We start from the raw sequence: 24140 nt of genomic DNA on the forward strand, positions 1-24140 counted from the left end.
AACCTTTCTAGAAACTGTTCGGGGAACGAATTCCGATCAACATGAGAAAAGCGTCCATCTTCCACTTCGTAAAGGCGAGCACCTCTCGTGACTGATTGTAAGCGGTAGACAGCACCTTCGATTTGAATCCGGAAGTAACGGTATTCTTATATCCGATAAAATTGGCGATGTCCGCCGATCTGGGCGCATGATAATCATGCGTTACAATAATAAGCCGATCGAACCCGTTGCGCTGGGCGAGCGGCTTGCTGAAGAGTAAATTCTCATAGGTGCTCCTGGCATCGTTCTCCAGCACCATCTTCTCAGCCGGCACACCTTTTTGAAGCAAATAATCCCGCATCCCTTCAGCCTCGGTTAGCGTAGATCCATTATGATCAAGACCGCCGGTCAGGATAAGACTTGAGACCGTCCCCTGCTTGTACAACTGCAGCGCATGATCAAGCCGCTCCTGTAAACCCGGGCTTGGCTTATTATCCCATAATGCTGCCCCTAGCACGATTGCTGCATCAGCCTTTGGCATCGGTTTGGGCGGATCATAGCTGTTAATCATCCATAGCAGGTACCCGCACCAGAATATGCCAAGAGCCACTACCCAAGCGAAGATGCGAAGCAATCGCGCAGTCGCACGAAACCGTTTGCGTTTGCGCGGTTTGCTTCGTGGTTTAACAACAGGCTTCATGACTCGCCGACCTCGCCATTCTGAGCAACAAGCGTCTTCCGATGCTTCAAGCTAAGCGTGAAATAACGGAACCTGCCGCTCTTGATTGCTGACAACAGCCGCCCTGCGGTCTTCCTGGCGAGCGCTGCGTCCTTATTGCTTATTGACCCTTGTCGCACGGCATCCTCCAGCTCATCCTCATCGAGCAGAAACACTTCCCCGCTCGGCAGCACGACGACGTCCAAGTACAGATCGTCAAACCACGGAACCTGCTGATCGGTCAGTCCCTGCGTCTTGCAGATATCGATATACCATTGAACGACACGATTCTTATCGTCGAACATCGTCGTGACGACGAAGTGCTCTCCCCTGGGAAAATGCTGCATCCAAAGATACCCGCGGTCTGCTAAGCATAGCCTGCGACCATTGTATTCTTTCCAAAGCGGTTCGCGTAATTCATGAATGCGATACAGCGTCACAAGTCCTCTAAACTCGTCGCCATCCATCGTGAGGCATGTGTAGCTCTTCCGAAGGATACGCCGCCAGTTGGCTCGGTCTGAAAATTTTCTTTTCATACGGTACGACCTTTCCATTAGGATCCCAATCACCGTATCGATATGTGTTGGCGTTTATCGTTTAAAAAAAGCTTACCACAACTTACCGTCCATCTCCAGCAGGCCTATAAAATAAACCAAGTTCTCCAGTTGTCCTCTTGCTGATGCTAAACTTTAATCAACAAAGGAGAGCGTTAGCCGCTCTCCTTGTTGTGTGTAGTACCTATTTTTCTTCAATCGTGATCGAATTAATCGTAATCTCTTCTTTGGGCTTGCTAACCTCACCGTTAGCCGCTTCTACGGGCACTTTGGCGATCGAATGGACGACATCCATGCCTTCAACCACTTTACCGAAGATCGAGTAATTCGGATTGGCGTTCAACCCTTCCAAATCAGGCCCTGTACAGATGAAGAATTGGCTGCCGTTCGTATTTGGACCGGCGTTGGCCATTGCAAGCGTTCCTTCTTCGTACGTATGACCGTTCTTCAGCTCGTCCGGTACGGTGTAGCCCGGACCGCCTGTTCCATTGCCCTTAGGGTCACCGGTTTGAATCATGAATGTTTCAATGACACGGTGTACCTTCACACCTTCGTAGAACTTTTCTTTGGACAAGAAGACGAAGCTGTTGACCGTTTTTGGCGCATCCTTGGCATAGAGCTCTGCCGTAAAATCGCCTTTGCTTGTTTTGAAGTGAGCCAAGTAGGTCTTTGACTCGTCTATGGCCATCGCCGGCATCTTGGACCACGATTTCTGTGTTTCCCCTGCTTCGGTGCCGGTATTATTCGTACCTCCAGCTGTTGTATTCGTTCCTGCTTTCGTTCCGCAGCCGGCCAGCACAACCATAGCTGTCGCAGCCAATAAGATCATCGACCATTTCTTGAGACGCATCTTGTTACCTCCAAAATTATCTGCTAATTTACAAACTCACCTTCGGCAGAAGTTGAATTATCCACCGACTTGGGCAGCGTTTCTTGACCCGGCACGTTCTGTACCTCCAGATTGCCGCCGGTTCCCGAGTTATTCGCCGGCGGAGTCCCTTCATTCGATCCGTTTCCATTGTCGATCGGACCGGTCGTCGCGCCATCGCCCCCCGCTCCGTTACCGCTGCCGTTGCCGCTGCCGTTGCCGTTGCCGTTGCTGTTGCCATTGCCTCCATTCTGATTCCCGCCATCAGGAGGTGTCGACCCGCCATTGTTCGGATTCCCGCTGCCATTCCCCGGTTGATTCGTGCCAGGATCCCCGCCTTCGATCGGCGGCTCGCCGCCGTCTGGTGGCGGTGTTTCTTCACCTGGTTCTGATGGCAATTCAGGCAATGTTAGCTCTTCCGCCGGAATCTCAACCGATAATTTATCGGAAGGAGCGCTCTCCACTTCATTGTTAGGGTCATAGGCCGTAACGTAATACTGATAAGTCATACCCGGCTGAACACTCATATCATCCGTTCCCGCTGCATCCAGTGCATCCATAAGTCTGGTCGCTTCCGGCTCGGAAGCTTCTTTCCGGTACACTCTATAAGTGATTCCTTCTCCTTCAACGGGGGCCCAAGTCAGATTCACCATCTTCGTCTCTGTATTGTATACAGCGTTCAATCCGGTTACCTTGCCAACTGTTTTTTTATCTTCTTCCGCATCCTTTTGTTTCGTGAAGTTCGTTACAGGCATGCCTTTCATAGAAGCCTTCATCACTTTAGCGAAGAGCTTTGCGGATTGGGAGCTGCTTTTCTTGAGCAGATGCTCCTTGTCCGTCTTATCGTAGCCCATCCAGACAATCCCTGTCCATTCCGGCGTGTAGCCCGCGAACCAAGCATCCCGGTTGTAGCTGGATTTATAGTTTGGAATGCCGTGCTGCGTCGTACCCGTCTTGCCGGCAACAGGGCGGTCGATTCGCGCGCCCGTACCCGTACCGCCCTTCTCGAGAACGGTTTGCAGCAGCTCGGTCATATAACCGGCTATCTTCGGCTCCATAAGCTTATTAGGCGATGGTGCACTATACTCGTACACGGTTTCCTCATTCTTGCCAACGACCTTCAATAATGCATGTGGATCGACTTCTACGCCGTTATTGGCAAATGCACTGTAGGCCTTCGCCATCTGGAGCGGCGTCACACCCGTGGTAAGCCCGCCCAATGCTATTGCGAGATTCCGGTCGTTCTTCTCATCCAGCTCGAAGCCGAGCTTCTCGGCAAAGTTTAACCCGGTCTTAACGCCGATTTCGTTCAGCAGCCAGACGGCCGAAGCATTACGCGATTCTTTAATCGATTGGGTCATGGGGATCGATCCGATATACTTCACCCTGTTCGAATCGCTCGGACAATAATTCCCATAGCAGCGCTTCTCATCCATAACATTCGACCAAGGGAACCAGTCGCCCGTATCGAGAGCAGGTCCATAGGCCGTAATCGGTTTAAAGCTCGATCCAGGCTGCCTTGGCACCAGAACGCGGTTAAGCCCCTTATTCACATAGTCCCGGCCGCCAACGAGACCTTGGATATTCCCGTTACGGTGATCGACGATGATCATTGCGCCCTGCACCTTCTGCTCGTCGACGCTTTTCTCGAAGTTATCGTTATCTTCGAATTCCTTCTCCATGACGGACTGGGCTTGCCTGTTCAGCGTCGTGTAGATCTTGTAGCCTCCAAGGCGAAGCTGTTCCTCGGTCAAGCCTGTCCGTTGTTCCGCTTCATCTACAACGAAATCGACGAATGCCAAATACTTCTGCTCTTCCACTGTGGTGGTCTTGTTCGCAGGCGGTTCATACTTTTCCGCTGCTGCTTTGGCTTGGTCCATCTCCTCCTGCGTAATATAACCCTGGTCCTTCATCAAGAGAAGGACGACGGCCATCCGTTCCTTCGATTTCTCCGGATTGCTGATCGGGTTGTATTTGTTCGGAGACTTCGGCGTTCCGGCTAGAGTTGCAATCTGCCACAGTTCCAGCTTATCGAGCGGTCTATCAAAATAGTAATTCGCCGCGGCTTTAACCCCATACGCGCCTTTGCCAAAGTAAATCCGGTTCAAATACATCGTAATAATTTCATCTTTGGTATATTTGTTCTCGAGCGCAACGGCAATGGAGGCCTCCGTCGCTTTCCTGAAGAACGTCTTATCGTGTGACAAGAACAGATTTTTGGCTAACTGCTGCGTAATCGTACTTCCGCCTTCCACGGCGCTGCGTGCGATGATGTCCTTAACAAGTGCCCGGCCGATCGACCAGAGATCGATCCCGGAGTGCTCCTCGAACCGGCGGTCCTCCGTTGCGATGAAAGCATCCCTCATCAGCACGGGGATTTCATTGAATTCGACGATCTCGCGGTTGATGCGAGCCAGCTTAGTAACTTCCTTGCCATCAGCGTCATAGATGGTCGAAGCTTCTTCCATGACGAATTTATCTTGATTTTCCGTTAAAATGCGCTCTCCATTCAGGATAATGAGCAAATACCCGATGATGCCGCATACAACGGCAAAGGCTGCCGTGAAAAACAGCCAGACCATAAATTTCTTTCCGTTCATTTTTTTCTTCTTGCCTTTTCCTGCGGGTTTCTTCTTGGTGGTACGCGGTCCATCAGCCATAGCCGACTCCCCTCCTGCGTTGACGAGATAACCTCTCGTCTCTATTTATACCCTATTCGTACACAGGGCAACGGTCCTCTGAAACGAAAAGTGTCTCAGAACGAAAAGAACAACCCTGCACGTGGGCGGGTTGCTCTGTCGTGCCGCTATCCAATTAAACGTAACACGAAGTAAAAAAGTTTCAAACGACGGATTAACGCGTTACGATTGGGTGTTTGGTTCCTGCTGCATGAGCGAGACGTTGCGCTGTGGGGTGAACGTCGAAATGGCATGCTTGTACACCATTTGTTGGCGCCCTTCACTGTCGATAACGATCGTAAAATTGTCGAATGCTTTAATGACGCCTCGGATTTGAAAGCCGTTGGTGAGATAGACTGTAACCGGGACGCTGTCTTTGCGTAATTGGTTCAGAAACGTATCCTGAATGTTGATCGATTTGTTCATTGGCCGTTACCCCCATCGTAAAAAGATTGGTTAGAAGTATATTCAAGATCGTGACTAAACTTTCCTGCTATTATAGCATGAATTGCCTTTAAATTCTCATGAAAATTTTCAAATACATCGATCCAAGTGATATCTTTCATGTGCCGGAACCAGGAGAGCTGACGTTTGGCATAGCGCCTCGTATCGCGTTTAAGCAGCTCTACTGCTGCATCGAGCGTACACTCCCCTTGCAGGAATGGAATGATTTCTTTATAGCCGAGACCTTGCATGGCAACGGCTCCAGCGGATACCCCCCGATCGAGCAAACCTTGAACTTCGGCAACGAGTCCAGCGTCCAGCATGGCGTCTACCCGCTGATTAATCCGCTCGTACAGCAGTTTGCGATCCGTCATCAGCCCAACGATACAAAGTTCGTAAGGGGATGTTTTTTTCTGTCCTTCCAGCTGCTGAGCCAGCGTCATGCCGGTTAAGTGGTAGATCTCCAGCGCACGAATAACGCGTCGCTGATCGTTCATGTGAAGGCGGTCAGCTGAGACCGGATCGATCTCCCGCAGCTTGTCATGCAGGGCTTGCGCGCCATACTGATCGGCGAATCGCTGCTGTTCTTCCCGATAGGCGTCGTCGGAGCCGCCATCGGCAAAGCCGTAGCCATAGGCTACCGATTCGACATACAGCCCCGTCCCGCCTACGATGAAAGGCAGCTTCCCTCTCTTTGTGATGTCAGCGATCAGAGTCCTGCAGCGCTCCTGGAAATCCGCTACGGAGAACGGATCCTCAGGATCGCAGATGTCAATAAGATGATGCGGAATACCTTCGCGTTCTTCCGGCTTGATCTTTGCCGTACCGATATCCATACCCCGATAAACCTGCATCGAATCACCCGATATAATTTCGGCATTCCACGCCTTCGCGATGTCCAGGCTGATCCGGGTTTTGCCGACGGCCGTTGGTCCGATAAGCACGAGCAATTTCGGTTTGGCCTGCTGCTGAGTTTCGTTGCTCATGTTAGCGTAATCACTCCATAGGCTATTTTATTGACATGACGGCGTTCGAAGCCAAGCCGCCCGAATTCGCCGCTGTCCCGGTGCTCCTTAAGAACAACTGATTTGCGCGCGATGCGGACGGCATGCGCAATCGACTCCGCATCAAGCGCCTCTTTGTTGGCCAGTCCACGCAGCGGCTGCAGCGCGGCAGAGTCGTGTATCGGCTGTCGGAACATAGGATCGAAGTAAACGATATCGACACTCTTGTCCGGCTGCTCTTGAAGCCATTGTTTATGGCCCATACACTTCATTTCGATGCGTCTTAGCGCATCGTTAACATCCTCGTGATCGGTTACATAGGTTTGCAGTCCTTCGCGAACCACCGTACAGAGTATAGGCTCGCTCTCGAGTGCAGTGACATGGCCAGCCGGTCCGGCCGCATAGGAGAAGACGATCGCATCCGAGCCAAGCCCCGCTGTGCAGTCGATTATTCGGTCGCCGGGCACGCAGCCGGACAAGTCGATTAACGGGTCCCGCTCGCCTTTGCGCAGTCTTTTGACGCGAACATAGGCCATGCTCGGGTGAAAATATAGCGGTTCCTCCGAATCGTTGTAGTAGCGCAACCCACGTTCATCGACAACGAGCAGGCAATTATCGTTGTAGCGCCGCTTCAACCCATTCAACGACTCCTGCCTGCGTTCCACCAGCCGGCCTCCCAGCTCAGCGGTCAGCTGCCTCGCATGCATGTAGAGAGAGACAGAGGGCTTCTGAGCTGTCGTAACGATCATGACATCACCCGCTTGAACATTTTCTCCAGCTGATAGGTGGTCATCGTTACAACAATCGGTCTGCCGTGCGGACAGGTATACGGCTGTTTACAAGCCGCCAGTCTACGGAGGAGTCCCTCGCCTTCCTCTCGCGTCATCCGGTCGTTTGCTTTAATCGAGGCTTTGCACGCGCACATGATCGCCGATTTCTCTCGCACCTTGCCGATGTCAACCGCCCCCTTTTCACCCAGCAGCCATTCTGTCATCTCTTCGATGACAGCCTGCTCGTCGCCGCTCGGCAGCCATTCGGGGTAGGCGCGTACGAGGAACGTATTGGCTCCGAAGGGCTCCAGCTCCACACCGGCATCCTGCAGCAGGGGAAGACGATTACGGAGGGCAGCCGCTTCGGTCGCCGTAAATTCAAGCGTAAGCGGGACGAGCAGCTGCTGGCTGGCTTGTACAGGACGCCCGAATTTCTCCAGAAAATACTCATAATTGATTCGTTCATGGGCTGCATGCTGGTCGATCAGAAATAACCCCTCTTCGTTCTGAGCGACGATATAGGTTCCGTGCAGCTGTCCAATCCAGTAAAGCTCTGGAAACGTCGGCGTCGGGGCCTCATAATCCCCATTGACATCAGGAGGACGATTACTGTCGGATGTAGTCCTATCACGAACTGTATCCGGTGATGAAGACGGATCGCCGTTTGCTGAAGCGGTGATAGCGGCATTTGACTCCGTGGTGGCATTCTCAGTGTATGACGGATCCTCTTGACGATGCTGCGAAGCCGCAGGATCTGCCACGAAGGCTGCCCCCGCCGCTGTTTCCCTCACAGCTTGGGGATCCGCAGTAAAATTCGGAGGCGCATACAGCCGCTCGGTTGCGTCCTTCGGTACGGCTGGCCGGCTAGCTTGCCACGGCTGCTGTATACCGCCAGCCATTCCACCGTTTGTCGATCCTCTGACATCTGAATAAGGACGCTTCATTTCATTGCGGTCTTCTCTACTTGACGAGGGAGCTGCTTCCGGTGAGGACGAAGGTTCCGGCCGATGGAACGAAATCTGATCCTGTACGAACAACGGCTTAGAGCGTTCGGCGGGAGCCGGGCCGGGAATATGCCGCTGTCGACCAAGAACGTTCCCGATGCATTCTTCGATGAACTGGCGCAGCTCCGGTTCCTTGCTGAAGCGAACCTCCATTTTGGATGGATGAACATTGACGTCCAGCAGCGAGGGATGCATGCCAAACTCGAGCACGGCAAGCGGAAACCGGTTGATCGGAAGCAGCGTATGATACGCCTGCATGATCGCTTGATTAATGATAAAGCTGCGTATGTAGCGGCCATTGACGACAACCGTGATTCCATTCCGGTTAGCCCGTGTCAGCTCAGGCTTGGAGATATAACCGCGTAAATCATAATCAGGATGCTCGCCTTCTACAGGAAGCATGGCCTTGGCTGCACTCGTTCCGTATACGGCAGCGAATGTCTGCAGCCGTTCCCCGCTGCCAAGCGTCCGGAGCAGCAGACCTCCATTATGTTTAAGCGTAAAGGCAATGCCCGGATGTGCCAGCGCCAAACGATTAACAAAGTCGGCAATATGACCGATCTCCGTTTGGATCGATTTCATGTATTTAAGCCGGGCCGGCGTATTATAGAACAGATCGCGCACTGCAATATCCGTTCCCTGCGGCGTGTTGGCGTCTTCATACACGGTGATCTTGCCGCCCTCGATCACAAGACGCTTGCCAAGCCCAGTCGTCTCGGGTGAAGAGAGGCATTCCACCTTCGCAACGGCCGCGATACTGGGCAGCGCTTCACCGCGGAATCCGAGACTCGCGATGCGAAACAAATCCTTGCCTGTTTTTAGTTTACTGGTCGCGTGGCGGAAGAAAGCCATCTTCATATCGTCATCCTCGATACCCGAACCGTTATCAACGACTCGAATGAGCGTAAGTCCGCCCTCCTCGATCGTGATGTCGATCGTCGATCCGCCCGCATCAACCGCATTCTCGACAAGCTCCTTGACGACCGAAGAAGGACGCTCGACTACCTCGCCGGCTGCTATCTGGTTAGCAAGCTGTTCGTCCAAGACTGTTATTTTACCCATTAACGCGTCCTCCCTGACCAAGAATTCAATATCATTTGTCGTCCTGCAGTTTAAGCTTCATATCATTGAGCCATTGCATGGCCTGCATTGGCGTGAGGTTAAATAAATCAAGACGCTTGAGCTGATCAGCAAGCATCTCTGCTTTCGGACTCGCTTTGCGCGGCTTGGCCGGCTCAGGGCGGGTCTCCTCGAAGATCGACAGCTGCACGACTTCCTTCTTCTCCTCCGGAGCAGAGGAAGTGACCTCAGCCTCGAAGGATTCATAGGCTACCGCTGTTTCACGAGCCATATCGCTAAGCTCGTTCGTTCGCGTGGCTGCGGCATTCCCCGGAAGCCGTATTCCGTTCGATTTCGCGAGACTCCCGGCAGCAGAAGCGGCATCAGCTTTGTTCCCGATCACAGAAATTTCGCCAGCAGGCGCCTGTCTTGCTGCAGGCTGCTCCAACGATTCAAGCAGGGTGTATGCCCGCTTAATAATACCCTGAGGCAATCCCGCCAGCTGCGCGCAATAGATGCCATAGCTGCTCCCGGCTGCCCCGGGTACGAGTTTGCGCAGGAAGGTGACATTGTCGCCCGTCTCCTGCACAGCCATGCAGGCGTTAGCCAGTGACGGGAGAGTCTCTTCCAGATGCGCCAGCTCGTGAAAATGCGTCGAGACGAGCGCTTTGCAGCCAACCTCGTGATGCACGAACTCGATAACCGCCTGCGCAATGGCCATCCCTTCAGCGGTAGAAGTGCCGCGCCCCAGCTCGTCAATGATCACCAGACTCTGGCTCGTTGCTTTCTCCGTCATCGTCTGGATGTCCTTCATCTCAACCATAAAGGTGCTCTGTCCGCCAATCAAGTCGTCGGCAGCGCCAATACGGGTAAAGATGCGGTCGATCAGCGGCACAACGGCCTTCTTCGCCGGTACGAAGCACCCGATCTGGGCAAGAATGCAGATTAAAGCTACCTGCCTCATATAGGTGCTCTTGCCAGCCATGTTCGGTCCGGTAATAAGCAGCATGGAACATTCTTCTTGCGTTAACGAGGTGTTGTTCGCAATGAAAGGCGCACCTTCCAGAACGGCTTCAACGACAGGATGCCGACCCTCATCCACGACGAAGTTATAGGAATCCGTTACTTCTGGCCTCACGAATCGCTGCTCTGCGCTGACTGTGCCAAACGATTGATAAACATCAAGCGTGGCCACGGTCTCCGCGAGCTTCTGCAGGCGGTGAAGATGCGCGGACAGATGCTCCCTTAGCTCGACGAAACGCGCATATTCCAGATCGACCATTTTCTCTTCTGCTTCGAGAATGAGCCTTTCCTTCTCCTTAAGCTCGGGGGTTACATAGCGCTCTGCATTCGCCAACGTCTGCTTGCGCTCGTAGCGGCCTTCCGGAAGCATATGTAAATTCGCTTTGGACACTTCCAAGTAATAGCCGAACACTTTGTTGTATCCGATTTTCAACGACTTTATCCCTGTCGCTTCGCGTTCCTGACGCTCAAGATCTGCCAGCCATTTCTTGCCACTAACGCTGGCTTCGCGCAGCTGATCCAAATACTCGTCATAGCCCGGTTTGATCAGACCGCCGTCGCGCACAGACACAGGCGGATCGTCTACGATGACCGTTTCAATCATATGGGCCAGGTCGGCGCAGTCGTCTACCCCTGCGACTAGCTCGCGCAGCGTGCTGGATTTCGAGCCCTCACAAAGCGCAGCCAGTGCCGGAACATGCTGGAGTGATGTCTTCAATGCGTTCATATCTCTGCCGTTCGCGCTTCCGAACGCCACGCGTCCCACCAATCGCTCCAGATCGTAGATCTCACCAAGCTCGCTTCTCAGCTCATCGCGGAAGATTAAATCCCGGTACAGCTTGTCCACGGCCTCTAGCCGTTCATCGATCGGCGACTTGGACAGCAGCGGCTTATCAATCCAACGCCGCAGCTGACGAGCGCCCATCGAGGTTTTTGTCCGATCGAGAAGCCATAAGAGCGAGCCTTTCTTGCTGCGGTCGCGCACCGTTTCAGTCAGCTCCAGATTGCGCCGCGTGAAAGGATCCAGAATCATATATTGATTGGGCTCATACACGCGGATCCGCCGTACGTGGCTAAGCGAGCGCTTCTGGGTTTCGTCCAGGTAACCAGTCAGGAGGCTTACCGCCCGTTCGCGTATCAGTGAGAGCGGCTTAAGCTCCGCTTCCTCGAATTGCAGAGCCAACCGGCCGGCATCCATAGGTTCGCGAGTTGTGAACAACACGGGACGATTCCAACCGGCAGCCAGCGGCTTCAACAGCTCCAGCACCTCTTCGTCGCCGACGATCTCGGCAGGATGATAGACGTTAACCTCGTCGGACAGCACGTCAATTGACCGTGCGAACGAAGTGACATAAAGCTCGCCCGTCGTCAAATCACAAGCCGCAAGACCGAACGACTCGTTACCGCTTGCGACTGCAACGATAAAATTGTTGGCCTTGTCCGACACGGCTTTTGTCTCCATCACGGTGCCAGGCGTGACTACGCGAATGATTTCGCGGCGGACGACGCCTTTGGCTGCCGCTGGATCCTCTACCTGCTCGCAGATCGCAACTTTATAGCCTTTCTCGATCAAACGGGCAATATATCCTTCTGCCGCATGATAAGGAAGACCGCACATCGGAATACGGGATTCTCCGCCACCTTCGCGGCCTGTCAATGTAATTTCAAGCTCACGCGACGCCAATATCGCATCGTCGAAGAACATTTCATAAAAATCGCCCAATCGAAAGAACAGGAATGCGTCCTTTGCTTCCTCCTTGATGGCCAGATACTGCTGTATCATCGGGGTATATGCTGCCATGTCGCCCCTCCTGCTTCATATTAACGTACGATAACCTTCTAAACACCAGAATATCATTATAACAGAAAACGCTGGCGAGTTGCAGGAACGAAAGAGCCCCTTTCTGGAAAAGAAGCATCGGTCTATCGGGATAAAAGGGGCTGGCTTCAGTAAGATTGAGATATGCTCGTTTCGTTGGTTTCGTTGGTTTCGAGTGGTCGTGCAATGGATGGATGGATGGATGGGGGATTTCAGTCGGAGTGTTTATGTTAGAGGTGTGCATCGTGTCTAAGGGCACGGGAAGAACATGAATTTCCGATTCGAGCGCTGTAAGAGACATTTTCGGTCTTACAGCTGACGTTTCGGGTAATTCACGCTCTGTTACGCCGTTTTTAGGCGTTACAGATGTTCGTTTGGACGCAGCATCTCCGCTTCCGGCGCTGTAAGAGACATTTTCGGTCTTACAGCTGACGTTTCGGGAAATTCACGCTCTGTTACGCCGTTTTTAGGCGTTACAGATGCTCGTTCAGATGCAGCATCTCCGATTCCGGCGCTGTAAGAGACATTTTCGGTCTTACAGCTGACGTTTCGGGAAATTCACGCTCTGTTACGCCGTTTTTAGGCGTTACAGATGCTCGTTCAGATGCAGCATCTCCGATTCCGGCGCTGTAAGAGACATTTTCGGTCTTACAGCTGACGTTTCGGGAAATTCACGCTCTGTTACGCCGTTTTTAGGCGTTACAGATGCTCGTTCAGATGCAGCATCTCCGATTCCGGCGCTGTAAGAGACATTTTCGGTCTTACAGCTGACGTTTCGGGAAATTCACGCTCTGTTACGCCGTTTTTAGGCGTTACAGCTGGATGCAGACTCAGGAGCGCAAAATGTATTCGGTGCTTGGACGAAAAGCGCGCTTCTCCAACCTCCGACTCCCCCGCAACGCATAGGACTTGAAAGGTACAATGTCGACTCTACGCATACGGGGGAATTCGCCACTTGATGCGGATGTCTGCCCGTTCATCCCACTGTTCGCCGCGTTGAATCGCGTTCAGGAACGGCTCAATCCATATACTTAACTTCCGCCAAGAAGCTGTCCCAGCCATGACGGAAGCAAGAGGGTCGATGCACGCACGAAGACGCGTCAGGTCGCCCGCATAATACGCCTCTACAAACCGTTCTTCATCCGTGGGAAGGTATGTGAGTGCCTCGCCTTCCAGAGCACAGAGAAGGGTCAAGGCAAGCGCAGCCTTCGTGGCCATCGGCGACACAAGCCAGCTAGGCAGCGTCCGGTACTCGAAGCCCCCATGCGGCTGCTTGCGGAAATCCCCAAGTGCGCCATAACGAGGCCTCCGCTTGCGGTCCTCATCCGACTCCACCATAGAAAGCGGGAATGCAACATAGCTGTCGAGCTGGCGAAGAAGGCGGCTCGTAAGGCGGACGCCGCTCAGATGGATATGCCCACCTAGCGCAAATCCCCGCACCGGCATTCCCCCGGCCAGCCAGCGAAGCGATGGATCGGTGACTCGCGACGAGGTTAATAAGAGAAGCTGGCGTATATGAGAGGTAAGCCTGTCAGGCGAAGCTGCCGGGGCAGGACGCAGTTCCGCAATCGGGTACCTCACGCGTCCGCCGATGACTACCGCGTCACACCCGCTTCCATGTCCGCCTTCCAGGTAGCGCGATGCCGATACGACCTTTCCGTTGTCTGCCACAAGCAGAAACTCCGGGTCTGCACCAAGCAATATGCCAGATTCACTTTCATTCGCAGCGACCCCCCCTGGCTTTCGCCACTCATCGGTAAACCTGCGCAGTGCCGTATGCCATACCGTTCCCGCTCTCAGCGCTCCATCTTCTGGCAGACGAATCGAAGTTACGGAGCAGCTGCCGTCATCTTGGACCACAGCTTCAACGATGCCGCAATCCAGGCCCGCCGCATACAAAGCCCTGACAGAGAGCTTGCTCGCCCGGCGATACAGCGGCACATCGGAAGGCAGCAACCGGGCAGCGCCGTACCCACTCCCCCCTATAGCAGTGGCCGGTACCAGCTCGATGCTTACCGGTTCAAGCTGAAATAAGTTCACGATCAGACGCCTACGGTTGCTCCAGCCTCGGGCTGCTATAGGGTTCGAGCGGCGTGCAGCTGCTCCGGATTCTTTCTCTGCCACAGCAGCTCCAGCACGCTCCAGACGATACTTGAGCGCCGCTCCATCCAGCTTGGCGAAACTGGACGCCCCGCTGTTAAGCACCCACGGCTGCCCATGATCACGCCATCCCTCAGGCAGAGGCTCGGCTCCCCATACAACAACAGCATCGCCTGATTCCGGCTCGCCATCCACCCAAGCGATTGGATGATTCGCCGCGACCTCTCTGACAGCTCCCCATAACCAGACTGTAACGCTCATTGTCTTCACCGCCATTAAGGAATCGCCCGCCTATGGTTCTTACTGCGGTCAAGGATTCATCGGCAATGAAAAGACCGGTCCCTGGCCTTGTATGCCTGCAAGGGCGTATGCAATATTTTTTCGAAAAAAAAGAGGGCTCCCGCCCTCGAATTCCGTGCTGCTTCCGCATACGATACTGTACGCTGACTGTAGCCCTTAAAATTACAGCTCGTCGTCGAGAAGATCCGGATCCAAATCTTCAAAATCACCGTCGCCGTAGTCGATGTCCTTACCGTCCAGATCATCGATACCGCCAGGAAATACGGCGACACACACCTTCGTTTCGGCAATCATTTCCACCGCGAACTCGCGCTCTACCCGGATAACGACGCTCGTTCCGCTCGAAGAAATATTCGCTTCGATGCAGTTCGGCTCTTGCGTTGACTCGGCCGCCACTTCTTCCGTCGAAGACCGGTGCTTCGGATCGATGTAAGAAAGCGGCACATGCTCGACGTAAGAGAGCGTTTCTTTTGCTACGTCGGTTTGCGAGTTTTTGTTGTAAGAATACCAAATGTTGATATCGTAAGTACCGATTACTTCGATCCCGTCGCCCGAACGCACCGCCTCGTATTGGTGGTTTATGATCCATGCGCCCAAGATGCTCGTGGGATGATGAGGCGGCGTAACGGTGTGGGTTACTGTGGAAAACTTACGACCTTTGCCGCAGACAGCTTTCGTTATAATCTCTCTACGTTGAAGCTGTTTATCTGCAATAGTCATCGATTTAACCTCCTCCATACAATCATTCAATTAAAGTGTATGCAGGACATAGGCATTTGTTGATTAATCTAAGATGAACAAAAATATATTGTTGCGGACACGTTGATTTTACTGGGTTTACTCGCAAGGACGACCGATTTAGAGTGCTATGAAAGCGAGTGTTAACGGCGTGAATATCGTCTTTTTACACAAAATAAAGAGTGTCATCCTTCATACGTATGACACTCAGCATTCATTAGAAGCACCTTCGCGAAGAACAATCAAACGAAGGTGCTTCTAATTTGAAATTATATGGAGAACTGCATCTCTTTATTGAATGGTCATAGTTTCACAACCGTAACGTTAGCCGTCGCCGCGGTGGAATACTTGATCTTGACCGTATTTGCATTCACGATATCGACAGCAGCCTGGAGGACTGCTGTACCTGAGGTAACCAAGACAAACGGCTCCATGGTGTTGAGGTTGTGCGTAATCGTAGCTGAGAAGCCAGCTCCATCCGCTAGAAGGGCTGCAGACCGTTTGAATTTATACGAATCGTCATATCCAACAAACTTGTCTGCATCTGGCGCAGGCAGCGTGATATTCGTTAGCGTATTGTCGGCAAACACAAATTTCAAAATTGGATTCTTGGAATTGTAGTACCCCAGTACTAATGGCGAGCTCCCCGTGTATTTAATTAAGCAGTTACGGATGATGATGGACCATAGATTGGCGTTCACGGTAACCGCACTGAAGGCTAGGCGCAGGAATGTTGCGTTGTTGATGGTTAATCTGCTGCGTTCCAGAATCGTGATATTATTAACGGTGTTGGATTCGCATCTCAACAAATGGTCGATGGTGCTTGCAACGATATCGCAATCAACAACACGAACTACAGCCGTTTCAAGAGGTTGATTGGTGTTCAAGGTTATGACTTTGGTATCGGTAAGAAGAGACTCTTGTATCGTCACCGTGTGTCCTTTAATCGCGTTAACCGTATAGTTCACCAGCTGACAATTTTTGAAGACGCAGGAAGCAACCAACACATCCTCGCTCCTTGTAACTCCATTACGGCCGGAGAGCCTTGCGTTGAAATTGGTAAATACACAATCCCTGATCTCATAAACTTTGAAGTTGAGCTGGAACTGGGCAGTGTTATCGGACCAGAAGATGCAATCCTTGACCCTATTAAATGTGAGTGTCGGCATTGCTGCTGAGTAATAGCTCGTGTAACGGATTTGGTTCCGCATGAAGAGGTAGTTCTCATTATCCGGAATATTAATATTGCTCACATCAATAAACGTATTGTTTTCCAGGATTACGGAATATCCGTCAGGCGAGGTAGCCGTGAACCCGTTCGTCCCTCCAACCACTACATTGTCTGATATTACAGCGGTGGCATTTTTAAAGTGCGAAGTCATGATCCCCAGTGCCATCCCGCATTTATATAAGAAATTACCTTGCACGCGAGCATTGAACATCGTGTACAAATTGATTCCCATCACCGGAACGTTATAGACATGATTGCCTGTAATTTCAATGGAGTAGCATCCAACGAGGATCCCTTGGTTGCTTCCATAGATAAGGTTATCTCGGATAATACAGCGGTCCCCATACGAATCTTCTTGATTAATTCCATACGCTGTTGGATCATTAAATCCCGGCCGTCCATCAAGGAACGTATAATTGGACTTCCCATTATCTCGTATTACGTTATTGGCGATGACCATATACGAACCGCCGCCCTGTATTCCGCCGCGATGCGAGTCATGGATATCGTTGTATTCGACGGAGCAATGATTGGTAGGAGCACCAAAATTGATACAGATGTCAAACACTTTATTCACGTCTGTCTCATCGTAATATTTGATGCGGTACTTCTGGGCGTTGATGGGAACAGAGATTGGCGTATAGATGCGCTTGTTTCGCGCTGCGCCAATGTATTGATCGGCAGAGGTATAAAAGAAAATATCCATCTCTTTCGAATTCGTGTTCAGCTGACGTGTGTACCCTGAGCCCGTGACCATGATCGTGTTGTCCGGCACAACCGCTGGGAGCGTAAGATGTTTCGAGATCAACGTATTCGTCGAAGCGATGGGCAATCCTGTCGTGTAATCCAGGTTCTGCAGCGTGAGTCCTTGTGCAAATTCTACATAAGAGTTTTCGGTCGAGTTAATAAGTATAACGCCATCACCCATGTAATGCCCAATATCCGAATTGCGGAGGGAACAGAATTGAGCACCCTTATTAAACTTCACACCGTAGGATTGCTCGAACGCACGTTCATTCGGGTTGGCAAAGCTTCTTTTCAAGCGGCAGCCGATGAGCTTCAAGTTCACGATATGAGCATGCTTGCAGTTGCGGAATGAGAAGCTAATGCCGCCAAAGTTATAATAGTCCGTCGTCGTCCGCGTATCGTACGGCGACTTTCTATCCGAATCGTAGATCACGTCGAAAGTCGCGCCATTAGCGTTGAATGTCATGTAGCTCGGGATCGTGATCTCGGTGGGGTAACAAATCGGATATACATCTAAAGGCATTACCACTTCGCTGTAGCCTGCCGAGCGTGCCCAGTTCAAAGCATTTTGCAATCCGGTGACGTTGGCCATCGCCCTTGTGTAATCCGCAGTGATATAAGGAGGTGACGGCATTCCAGCCGTTATTCCCCAGCGCGGCAGCTCAACCACATAAGCACTTGAAGCTGAAGTAATAATCGGCTTATTCTTCCATATGCCGCTTTCACTAATCAATGCATCGCCGTCGGTAAGATTCGTGATCTGTACATCCATATTCTCGCTGATGAGAACAGTGCCGCCAGACCCTGGATCTCCTTTGTCCCCTTTGTCGCCCTTCTCGCCAGTCGCTCCTATGCTGCCAGGAGTGCCTGGATCACCTTTTGGCCCAGGGATTCCTTGAGGGCCTGGAATTCCTTGCGGACCGGCAGCTCCAATCCCCCCAGCAGCACCTGCGGGACCTGTTGCTCCTGTTGCTCCTGTTGTACCTGTTGTACCTGTTGCTCCTGTTGCTCCTGCTGCTCCTGTTGCTCCTGTTGCTCCTGTTGCTCCTGTCATGCCTGTCGCTCCTTTGGATCCTGCAGCACCCGTCATTCCTGCAGAACCTGCCGCTCCGGCCGCGCCTGTCGCACCGGCTGCTCCTTGGTCTCCTTTATCCCCTTTGTCTCCTTTTGGACCTTGTAGTCCTTGCGGACCAGCAGCGCCCTGTATCCCTTGTTCGCCTGTAGCCCCTTTCTCGCCTTGCGGACCTTGCGGACCCTGCGGACCAGGGATTCCAGGTTCGACGCTGCCCCCATCGCCTATCGTACCGCTGGAAGCTAGATGCAGAAGTCTTCGATAAGCAGCATTATGAGTCGTCCCGGACGTCTTGATCGCGATTTCTGTCAATGTCATATCGGAGAGCGCAACGATCAGCAATTGAATGTCGGTCGATCCGTTATATAACTCTTGTAGATTAGCCGGAATCCCTTCCATAAATATCGTGTACTTGGACAGATTCTCTTGCTGTAAGGTTGGGCCCAAATATACTCTGGTTTCCGTCGTTCCCATTGATTACCACTCCTTTCTATTATAATGATTCCGCATACAGCGAAACGTCCGTCTGCCGGACGGCTGCTTCGATTTATGCCCGACGCCGCTCACGTCGGAAGCGCATACAAGCTATACCTCATGCCCCGGCTTAGAATCAGAGTTGTTAGTCATCGGCAGTGTACTCTACTTCATATGCATAAAGGGCTCTCTTCGATTGTATGTTTGTCTACTAGGTTCGGGTTTACGAGGCAAATAGTCAAACGCTTTAAGCAGCCAATAATTGCTCAAAAAAGGTTCCGTGCACGTACGCCGCCTGCTTCAACGTTAACTCCCCTCTGGAACGCACGTGAAAAGCGCCCGCTCAAGAGATGCGGGCGCTTCATTATACGAGCGAGCTGTAGCAACAACCGCTGATTTGTTATTTGCGCGTATAGGCAGGCAAGCGTTTTATCCACTCACATACTCGTTTCGATGAATTTTCACACTGAGAACAAGCCCGATCGCAATTATATTCGTCAGCAGCGAGCTTCCGCCGTAACTGATAAACGGCAGCGCAATCCCCGTTAGCGGAAGCAGTCCGATATGCATGCCGATATTCTCGAATGTTTGAAGCACGAGCATACATATGACGCCTACAATAATATACGAACCCGATAAATGCTTGCTCTCGACTGCAATCAGGACCATTCGATAGATGAGGCCAAAATAGAGCAGCAGCAGCACCGCGGAACCCAAGAAGCCGAACTCTTCTCCGATGACGACATAGATGGAGTCCGAATAGGCATATGGAATAAAACCGTTCCGAATGTAGAAGCCATTCTTAAAGCCTTCGCCCTGCATGGCGCCGCTGCCTATGGCATTCTTAGAATTGACCACATGCCAGGCCTTATCCGGGTCGCTGGCAGGGTCGAGAAACGTTTGAATTCTAGCCATCTGATGGGGCTTAACAACCTTGGATAAGGTTTCGTTCTTGGCATAGAACATCCAAATGACCGTCCCGACGACCACAACGCCGATTATGATGGCAACGATCATCTGGGAAGCGCGAATATTGCCCATCCAAATCATGCCGATCATCATACCGACAAACACAATAGACGTTCCTAGATCGGGCTGTTTCAGAATGAATAAGACTGGCAGCAGAAAAACAAGACAGATCGGAACAATGTCCTTCAGTAAGCGCAGCTTCTTGCCGTTACGCTTGTGCAGCATGTGGGCGACCATTATAATCGTCGTAATCTTGGCAATCTCGGATGGCTGAATTTGCACGCTTCCGATGGAGAGCCAGCGTTCGGCACCATTAATGTCCGTTCCATTGAATAGAACCAGCGCAAGCGTAAGAATCCCTATTCCATAAAGAACATAAGCAAATTTATTCACGATGATCCGGTAATCCACAACACTGATTAGTAAAAGCGGAACGATAAGCGCGCCTGCCAGCATGATGTTGTTGCTATGAAGCCCCTCATACTTGGTACCCTCGGTAGCACTATAAATCGCAACGGTGCCAATCCCAATCAAACAAGCGACAATAAATAACATGACGGTATCGATCTGCTTAAATTTTCGAATGCTAAACATGACTACCTCTCTACTCTATATTCTCTACCACCAAATAATCGCATAACGCAAAAAGCCCCCTCGGGGAGAGAGCTCTTTTGTCCCGGCCGCTTATTAGCTGCGCTGTCCTCGGCAGATATGACGGTCAACAGTGGTATGTTCATATAGTAACGAATTCATGGCAGAAAAAGTTTGGCAGATTATACAATCTGATTGCGAATCTCTTGCTTCATGCCTCTCTTATGCTTCTTCCAACGCTTAGCGATGGCAAGGCACCGCTCCAGCTCTTGCATAACGTGCAGGAGAGCCGCCCGAACCTCGAATTCCTCCCGGCTTACAGGAAGATCCATGACGCGAAAACGGGCCTCAAGATCCGTCAAGCTCCGTTCCACGTTCCCTTCATAGACATCGGATTTCACATCATGGGCCAAATGCTCGAACAAGACAGCAACCAGCTCCCCATGCGGAAGCTTCTCGTAGACGAACGATAGCTGCACGAGCATCAGTTGAATGGAATCCATCTGCTGACGGCGCATCTCGAAATATGTCTGCCAATACCGGACCGTATTCATATCCTGACCCCAAAGACGGTTGTCCATCTTCAGCTCGGCGCGGCGCAGCCCTTCTTCAATAGCATCACCAGCCTCAAGCAGCTCCTCACCGTTCCAGATATGAGACGGATTACGAAGCGTTGTCCCCATGTGCTCGAACATCTCGCCAAACTTCTGCTCGGTTAGATGCCGCAGCTCATTCAACCGCTTGTCTTCCTTCGGCATATAGAGCAGATTGATCACCGTTGCCCAGCCAAGACCGATCAATAGCAGCATAATTTCATTGCTAATTAATGCCCCGGTAACCTCGCCCTTCGCATAGATATGGAAGACGATGACCGCGCTGGTAACAATGCCATCCTTTAAATGGACGCGGGATAGCAGCGGAAATGCGATGAGAATAAATAAGGATACCGTCCAGAGGTGAAACCCTAGTAAAGCGAATATAATGGAAGCAAAAAAAAGTCCCAGCACCGAAGCCACAAACCGGACGAAGGCACTCTTAAGGCCTTTCATCCGCGTAACTTCGACACCAAGAATAGCAAGCAGCCCCGCCGATAACGGCGTCTCGAGGCCCATATAAGTAGCGGTATAGAGCGCGGCAAGTGCGGCGAGCGCTGTCTTGATGACACGTATTCCCATCGGCAGGTTACCTTTCCACGGTCCGATTGCGGACCATCCGGCTTTTTCCTTTATCCTACCGTTCCCGGCGTCTGCGCGTCAACCGGTGCTCCAGAGCCGCGACAATCTGGTACATAACGGTGGCGACGACCGCGATTACGAGCAGGCTCGACAGCACAATCGTAAAGTTGAACACTTGGAAGCCGTATATAATCAGATAACCCAGACCCGATTTCGAAGTTAAAAATTCGCCGACGATGACGCCGACCCAAGCAAGTCCGACGTTAACCTTCAACGTGGCGACGATGGTCGCGAAAGAATCCGGCAAAATCACGTGCCGGAACGTCTGCCAGCGTGTTCCGCCGAACAGCCGGACAACCTTCACATATCCCGCATCGACCTCGCGAAAACGATTATAGATCGACAGCGTCGTTATGATGACCGTGACGGACAGGGTCGTGGCTACTATCGCCATAAGCCCCGGCCCGAAGCCGACGATAAACAGCGGCCCTAAAGCAACCTTCGGCATACTGTTCAACACGACGAGATACGGATCCGATACGCGCGACACGAAGGGAAACCACCAGAGCAGCGCCGCGATAGCCGTACCGAGCAGCGTGCCGAGCACGAACCCCACAGCCGTCTCCATCACCGTTACGCCGGTATGAGGGAGCAGCGATCCGTCCAGCAGCGTGCGCCACAGCTGATCGAGCAGCTTGCTGGGGTAGCTGAACAACAGCACATCAATCCAGCGATTGCGTCCGGCTGCCTCCCATAAGCCAAAGAAGAGAATCAGGAGCAAGCCTTGGGTTGATCGAACGGCCCATGCCGTTTTCCGTGAACGGGCTAGATGTCTGCGATAGAGCGCAGACATCCAATCCTCGTTAGAGGTGAATAACCGGGCTTGATCCGATTTCGAAGAAGGGGAGGCATGAACGGAATGATCCGCGTCATCACCTTCCCGCGATATCCCTTGGTCGTCGTATCCGTCACTATGCTTTGTCGATTTCATCCGCCCCTTCTCCCTTCCCATGACCTGACTCCAGCTTCTCCCATATTAGATCGTACATATGCTGAAACGAAGGATGCCTCCTGGCTTCGGTTGGGAGCGCCGCTCTCATCTCCTCCGGCATGTCAAACCTCGTCAGGATCCGTCCCGGATTTCGAGCTAGGACGATGACGGTGTCGCTCATGGCCGCCGCTTCTGCGAGATCATGCGTAACTAATACGGCGGTCTTCCCAAGACTTCGCAGCGTCTTCCACACAAGGTCTTCCAGTTGGAGCTTGATTTGCAAATCCAACGAGGAGAACGGCTCATCGAGCAGCAGCACCTCCGGCTCCGTCGCAAGTGTACGGGCAAGCGCAACCCGCTGCCGCATGCCGCCAGACAGCTCATATGGCATCCGGCTCTCAGCTTCGCCCAGCCCCAGTTCATGGAGCAAAGACCGAACATATGCGATACCTTCCGCTGTTTTCCTGCCGCTAAGCTCCAGCCCGATTGTCGCGTTGTCTAAGATGCTGCGCCAAGGAAACAGATAGTCCTGCTGCAGCATGTAGCCAATCTTCGCAGACGGACGCCTGATGGTTTCGCCGTCAATCAGCACTTCGCCCTTCGCGGGCAAGAGCAAGCCCGCAAGAAGACTGAGCACCGTCGTTTTCCCGCAGCCGCTAGGTCCGACCAGACTGATAAATTGACCGCGGCTAATGGACAGATCGAGCCCTTCAACCGCCAGATTGGCTCCTTGATCGCCCACATAAACATGTATCACGCCGCGCAGCTCCAATAGCGGTTTCATCGGCGCTCCTCCCTCCAGAAGATCAAATGTTATTTCGAGGCTTCCTCCGCAAAGGTGTTATTAACCAGCTTCCCATGCTCGGCTCTTGTCTTCAGTTCCCCGGCCGAAGCCATGACATCCTGCAGGTTATTCCACTCCGCTTCATCGACGATTGGATCGGTCGCATAGGAACCCTGCTGCTTATAGCGGTCGATAACCTTGACGACAATATCGCGTTCTGCATCCTGGAAGAATGGAAGCACGACATCGGCGATTTCATCCGCACTATGTTCTTGAACCCACTGCTGCGCTGCGTAAACCGCGTTCGTGAATTTTTGGACCGTGTCTTTATTTTTGCTGAGGTAACTTTCCTTCGTCATAAATACCGTGTAAGGCAGACTTCCGCTCTCGGTTCCGAACGATGCGACGACATACCCCTTGCCTTCCTTCTCCATAATGGACGCCTGCGGCTCGAATAGCTGGACATATTCACCGGTGCCCGAGGCAAAGGCGGCCGGGATGTTGGCGAAATCGACGTTCTGAATGAGGGTCAAATCTTTATGCGGATCGATGCCGTACTTCTTGAGTGTAAATTCTCCCGCCATCTGCGGCATTCCTCCTACACGCTGTCCGAGGAAAGTCTTCCCCTTCAGGCTGGTCCAGTTAAAGTCGCCAACCTGCTCCCGCGATACGAGGAACGTGCCGTCGGTTTGGGTCAGCTGCGCGAAATTGATGACAGGATCATCCGAGCCCTGCTGATAGACATAGATCGACGTCTCCGATCCGACCAGCGCTACATCGATCCCGCCTGACAGCAAAGCCGTCATGGTCTTGTCTCCGCCGGCGGTCGTGGTCAATTCCACATCCAGGCCTTCCTTCTTGAACATCTCTTTGGCGATGGCCACATACTGAGGAGCATAGAAGAGAGAACGCGTCACCTCGCCTATACGCACTTTAACGGCTTCCTTATTTCCCCCGCCTCCGCAGCCTGCCGCCAAGACAGTTAGCATTACAGCTGCCAAAGCAGCCGCCAACCATTGTTTCCTCCTCATGATCATAACCTCTACTT

The 24140-nt window shown here is 52.3% G+C and carries 17 protein-coding genes; all 17 read right to left on the reverse strand.

The window, feature by feature from the left end; translation table 11 throughout:
- Positions 1-7: 7 nt before the first annotated feature.
- The gene (locus tag NNL21_RS15780; RefSeq protein WP_204818223.1) at positions 8-679 is read right to left on the reverse strand and encodes a YdcF family protein; all 672 of its coding nucleotides are present in this window, start codon (positions 677-679) and stop codon (positions 8-10) included.
- Positions 676-1233, reverse strand: a complete 558-nt coding sequence (locus NNL21_RS15785) for a ribonuclease FAU-1 family protein (RefSeq protein ID WP_204818224.1) — start codon at positions 1231-1233, stop codon at positions 676-678. Before NNL21_RS15785 ends, NNL21_RS15780 begins: the two co-directional genes overlap by 4 nt.
- A gap of 202 nt (positions 1234-1435) precedes the next feature.
- Positions 1436-2101: a peptidylprolyl isomerase gene (locus NNL21_RS15790; RefSeq protein ID WP_204818225.1), complete on the reverse strand. Its 666-nt coding sequence runs from the start codon at positions 2099-2101 to the stop codon at positions 1436-1438.
- A 23-nt stretch (positions 2102-2124) separates the two neighbouring features.
- Positions 2125-4779, reverse strand: coding sequence for a transglycosylase domain-containing protein (locus NNL21_RS15795; RefSeq protein WP_204818226.1), 2655 nt, complete (start codon positions 4777-4779; stop codon positions 2125-2127).
- Positions 4780-4980: 201 nt separating this feature from the next.
- A complete protein-coding gene (gene hfq / locus NNL21_RS15800) occupies positions 4981-5223 on the reverse strand; it encodes an RNA chaperone Hfq (RefSeq protein WP_204818227.1) in 243 nt (80 codons plus the stop codon).
- A complete protein-coding gene (miaA, locus tag NNL21_RS15805; RefSeq protein ID WP_204818228.1) occupies positions 5220-6227 on the reverse strand; it encodes a tRNA (adenosine(37)-N6)-dimethylallyltransferase MiaA in 1008 nt (335 codons plus the stop codon). Before miaA ends, hfq begins: the two co-directional genes overlap by 4 nt.
- Entirely contained in the window at positions 6224-6994 is a 771-nt protein-coding gene (locus tag NNL21_RS15810) for a class I SAM-dependent methyltransferase (protein WP_204818229.1), read from the reverse strand. The genes miaA and NNL21_RS15810 overlap by 4 nt, the downstream gene beginning before the upstream one ends.
- Entirely contained in the window at positions 6991-9081 is a 2091-nt protein-coding gene (mutL, locus tag NNL21_RS15815; protein WP_204818230.1) for a DNA mismatch repair endonuclease MutL, read from the reverse strand. The genes NNL21_RS15810 and mutL overlap by 4 nt, the downstream gene beginning before the upstream one ends.
- Positions 9082-9112: 31 nt before the next feature.
- The gene (mutS, locus tag NNL21_RS15820) at positions 9113-11902 is read right to left on the reverse strand and encodes a DNA mismatch repair protein MutS (RefSeq protein WP_204818231.1); all 2790 of its coding nucleotides are present in this window, start codon (positions 11900-11902) and stop codon (positions 9113-9115) included.
- 948 nt (positions 11903-12850) lie between these two features.
- On the reverse strand, positions 12851-14296 hold the full coding sequence (locus NNL21_RS15825; protein WP_204818232.1) for a putative amidoligase domain-containing protein: 1446 nt from the start codon (positions 14294-14296) through the stop codon (positions 12851-12853).
- A 186-nt stretch (positions 14297-14482) separates the two neighbouring features.
- On the reverse strand, positions 14483-15040 hold the full coding sequence (locus tag NNL21_RS15830) for an outer spore coat protein CotE (RefSeq protein WP_204818233.1): 558 nt from the start codon (positions 15038-15040) through the stop codon (positions 14483-14485).
- Between the two features lie 320 nt (positions 15041-15360).
- Positions 15361-18582: a right-handed parallel beta-helix repeat-containing protein gene (locus NNL21_RS36255; RefSeq protein WP_204818234.1), complete on the reverse strand. Its 3222-nt coding sequence runs from the start codon at positions 18580-18582 to the stop codon at positions 15361-15363.
- Positions 18583-19011: 429 nt separating this feature from the next.
- Positions 19012-20145: an FtsW/RodA/SpoVE family cell cycle protein gene (locus tag NNL21_RS15840; RefSeq protein ID WP_204818235.1), complete on the reverse strand. Its 1134-nt coding sequence runs from the start codon at positions 20143-20145 to the stop codon at positions 19012-19014.
- Between the two features lie 179 nt (positions 20146-20324).
- The gene (locus tag NNL21_RS15845; RefSeq protein ID WP_204818236.1) at positions 20325-21317 is read right to left on the reverse strand and encodes an aromatic acid exporter family protein; all 993 of its coding nucleotides are present in this window, start codon (positions 21315-21317) and stop codon (positions 20325-20327) included.
- Positions 21318-21372: 55 nt separating this feature from the next.
- Positions 21373-22170 carry an ABC transporter permease gene (locus NNL21_RS15850; RefSeq protein WP_204818535.1) on the reverse strand — a complete coding sequence of 266 codons (798 nt, stop codon included), beginning with the start codon at positions 22168-22170 and terminating at the stop codon, positions 21373-21375.
- 118 nt (positions 22171-22288) lie between these two features.
- A complete protein-coding gene (locus tag NNL21_RS15855) occupies positions 22289-23092 on the reverse strand; it encodes an ABC transporter ATP-binding protein (RefSeq protein ID WP_204818237.1) in 804 nt (267 codons plus the stop codon).
- A 29-nt stretch (positions 23093-23121) separates the two neighbouring features.
- Positions 23122-24123: an ABC transporter substrate-binding protein gene (locus NNL21_RS15860; protein WP_204818238.1), complete on the reverse strand. Its 1002-nt coding sequence runs from the start codon at positions 24121-24123 to the stop codon at positions 23122-23124.
- Positions 24124-24140: the final 17 nt, after the last annotated feature.

The organism is Paenibacillus mendelii (assembly GCF_024498075.1).
Lineage (GTDB): Bacteria > Bacillota > Bacilli > Paenibacillales > Paenibacillaceae > Paenibacillus_Z > Paenibacillus_Z mendelii.

Bases quoted from the DNA above. Each gene is read 5' to 3' on its own strand.
- NNL21_RS15780 (WP_204818223.1), bottom strand. From the start codon at position 679: ATGAAGCCTGTTGTTAAACCACGAAGCAAACCGCGCAAACGCAAACGG.
- NNL21_RS15785 (WP_204818224.1), bottom strand. From the start codon at position 1,233: ATGAAAAGAAAATTTTCAGACCGAGCCAACTGGCGGCGTATCCTTCGG.
- NNL21_RS15790 (WP_204818225.1), bottom strand. From the start codon at position 2,101: ATGCGTCTCAAGAAATGGTCGATGATCTTATTGGCTGCGACAGCTATG.
- NNL21_RS15795 (WP_204818226.1), bottom strand. From the start codon at position 4,779: ATGGCTGATGGACCGCGTACCACCAAGAAGAAACCCGCAGGAAAAGGC.
- hfq (WP_204818227.1), bottom strand. From the start codon at position 5,223: ATGAACAAATCGATCAACATTCAGGATACGTTTCTGAACCAATTACGC.
- miaA (WP_204818228.1), bottom strand. From the start codon at position 6,227: ATGAGCAACGAAACTCAGCAGCAGGCCAAACCGAAATTGCTCGTGCTT.
- NNL21_RS15810 (WP_204818229.1), bottom strand. From the start codon at position 6,994: ATGATCGTTACGACAGCTCAGAAGCCCTCTGTCTCTCTCTACATGCAT.
- mutL (WP_204818230.1), bottom strand. From the start codon at position 9,081: ATGGGTAAAATAACAGTCTTGGACGAACAGCTTGCTAACCAGATAGCA.
- mutS (WP_204818231.1), bottom strand. From the start codon at position 11,902: ATGGCAGCATATACCCCGATGATACAGCAGTATCTGGCCATCAAGGAG.
- NNL21_RS15825 (WP_204818232.1), bottom strand. From the start codon at position 14,296: ATGGCGGTGAAGACAATGAGCGTTACAGTCTGGTTATGGGGAGCTGTC.
- NNL21_RS15830 (WP_204818233.1), bottom strand. From the start codon at position 15,040: ATGACTATTGCAGATAAACAGCTTCAACGTAGAGAGATTATAACGAAA.
- NNL21_RS36255 (WP_204818234.1), bottom strand. From the start codon at position 18,582: ATGGGAACGACGGAAACCAGAGTATATTTGGGCCCAACCTTACAGCAA.
- NNL21_RS15840 (WP_204818235.1), bottom strand. From the start codon at position 20,145: ATGTTTAGCATTCGAAAATTTAAGCAGATCGATACCGTCATGTTATTT.
- NNL21_RS15845 (WP_204818236.1), bottom strand. From the start codon at position 21,317: ATGGGAATACGTGTCATCAAGACAGCGCTCGCCGCACTTGCCGCGCTC.
- NNL21_RS15850 (WP_204818535.1), bottom strand. From the start codon at position 22,170: ATGTCTGCGCTCTATCGCAGACATCTAGCCCGTTCACGGAAAACGGCA.
- NNL21_RS15855 (WP_204818237.1), bottom strand. From the start codon at position 23,092: ATGAAACCGCTATTGGAGCTGCGCGGCGTGATACATGTTTATGTGGGC.
- NNL21_RS15860 (WP_204818238.1), bottom strand. From the start codon at position 24,123: ATGAGGAGGAAACAATGGTTGGCGGCTGCTTTGGCAGCTGTAATGCTA.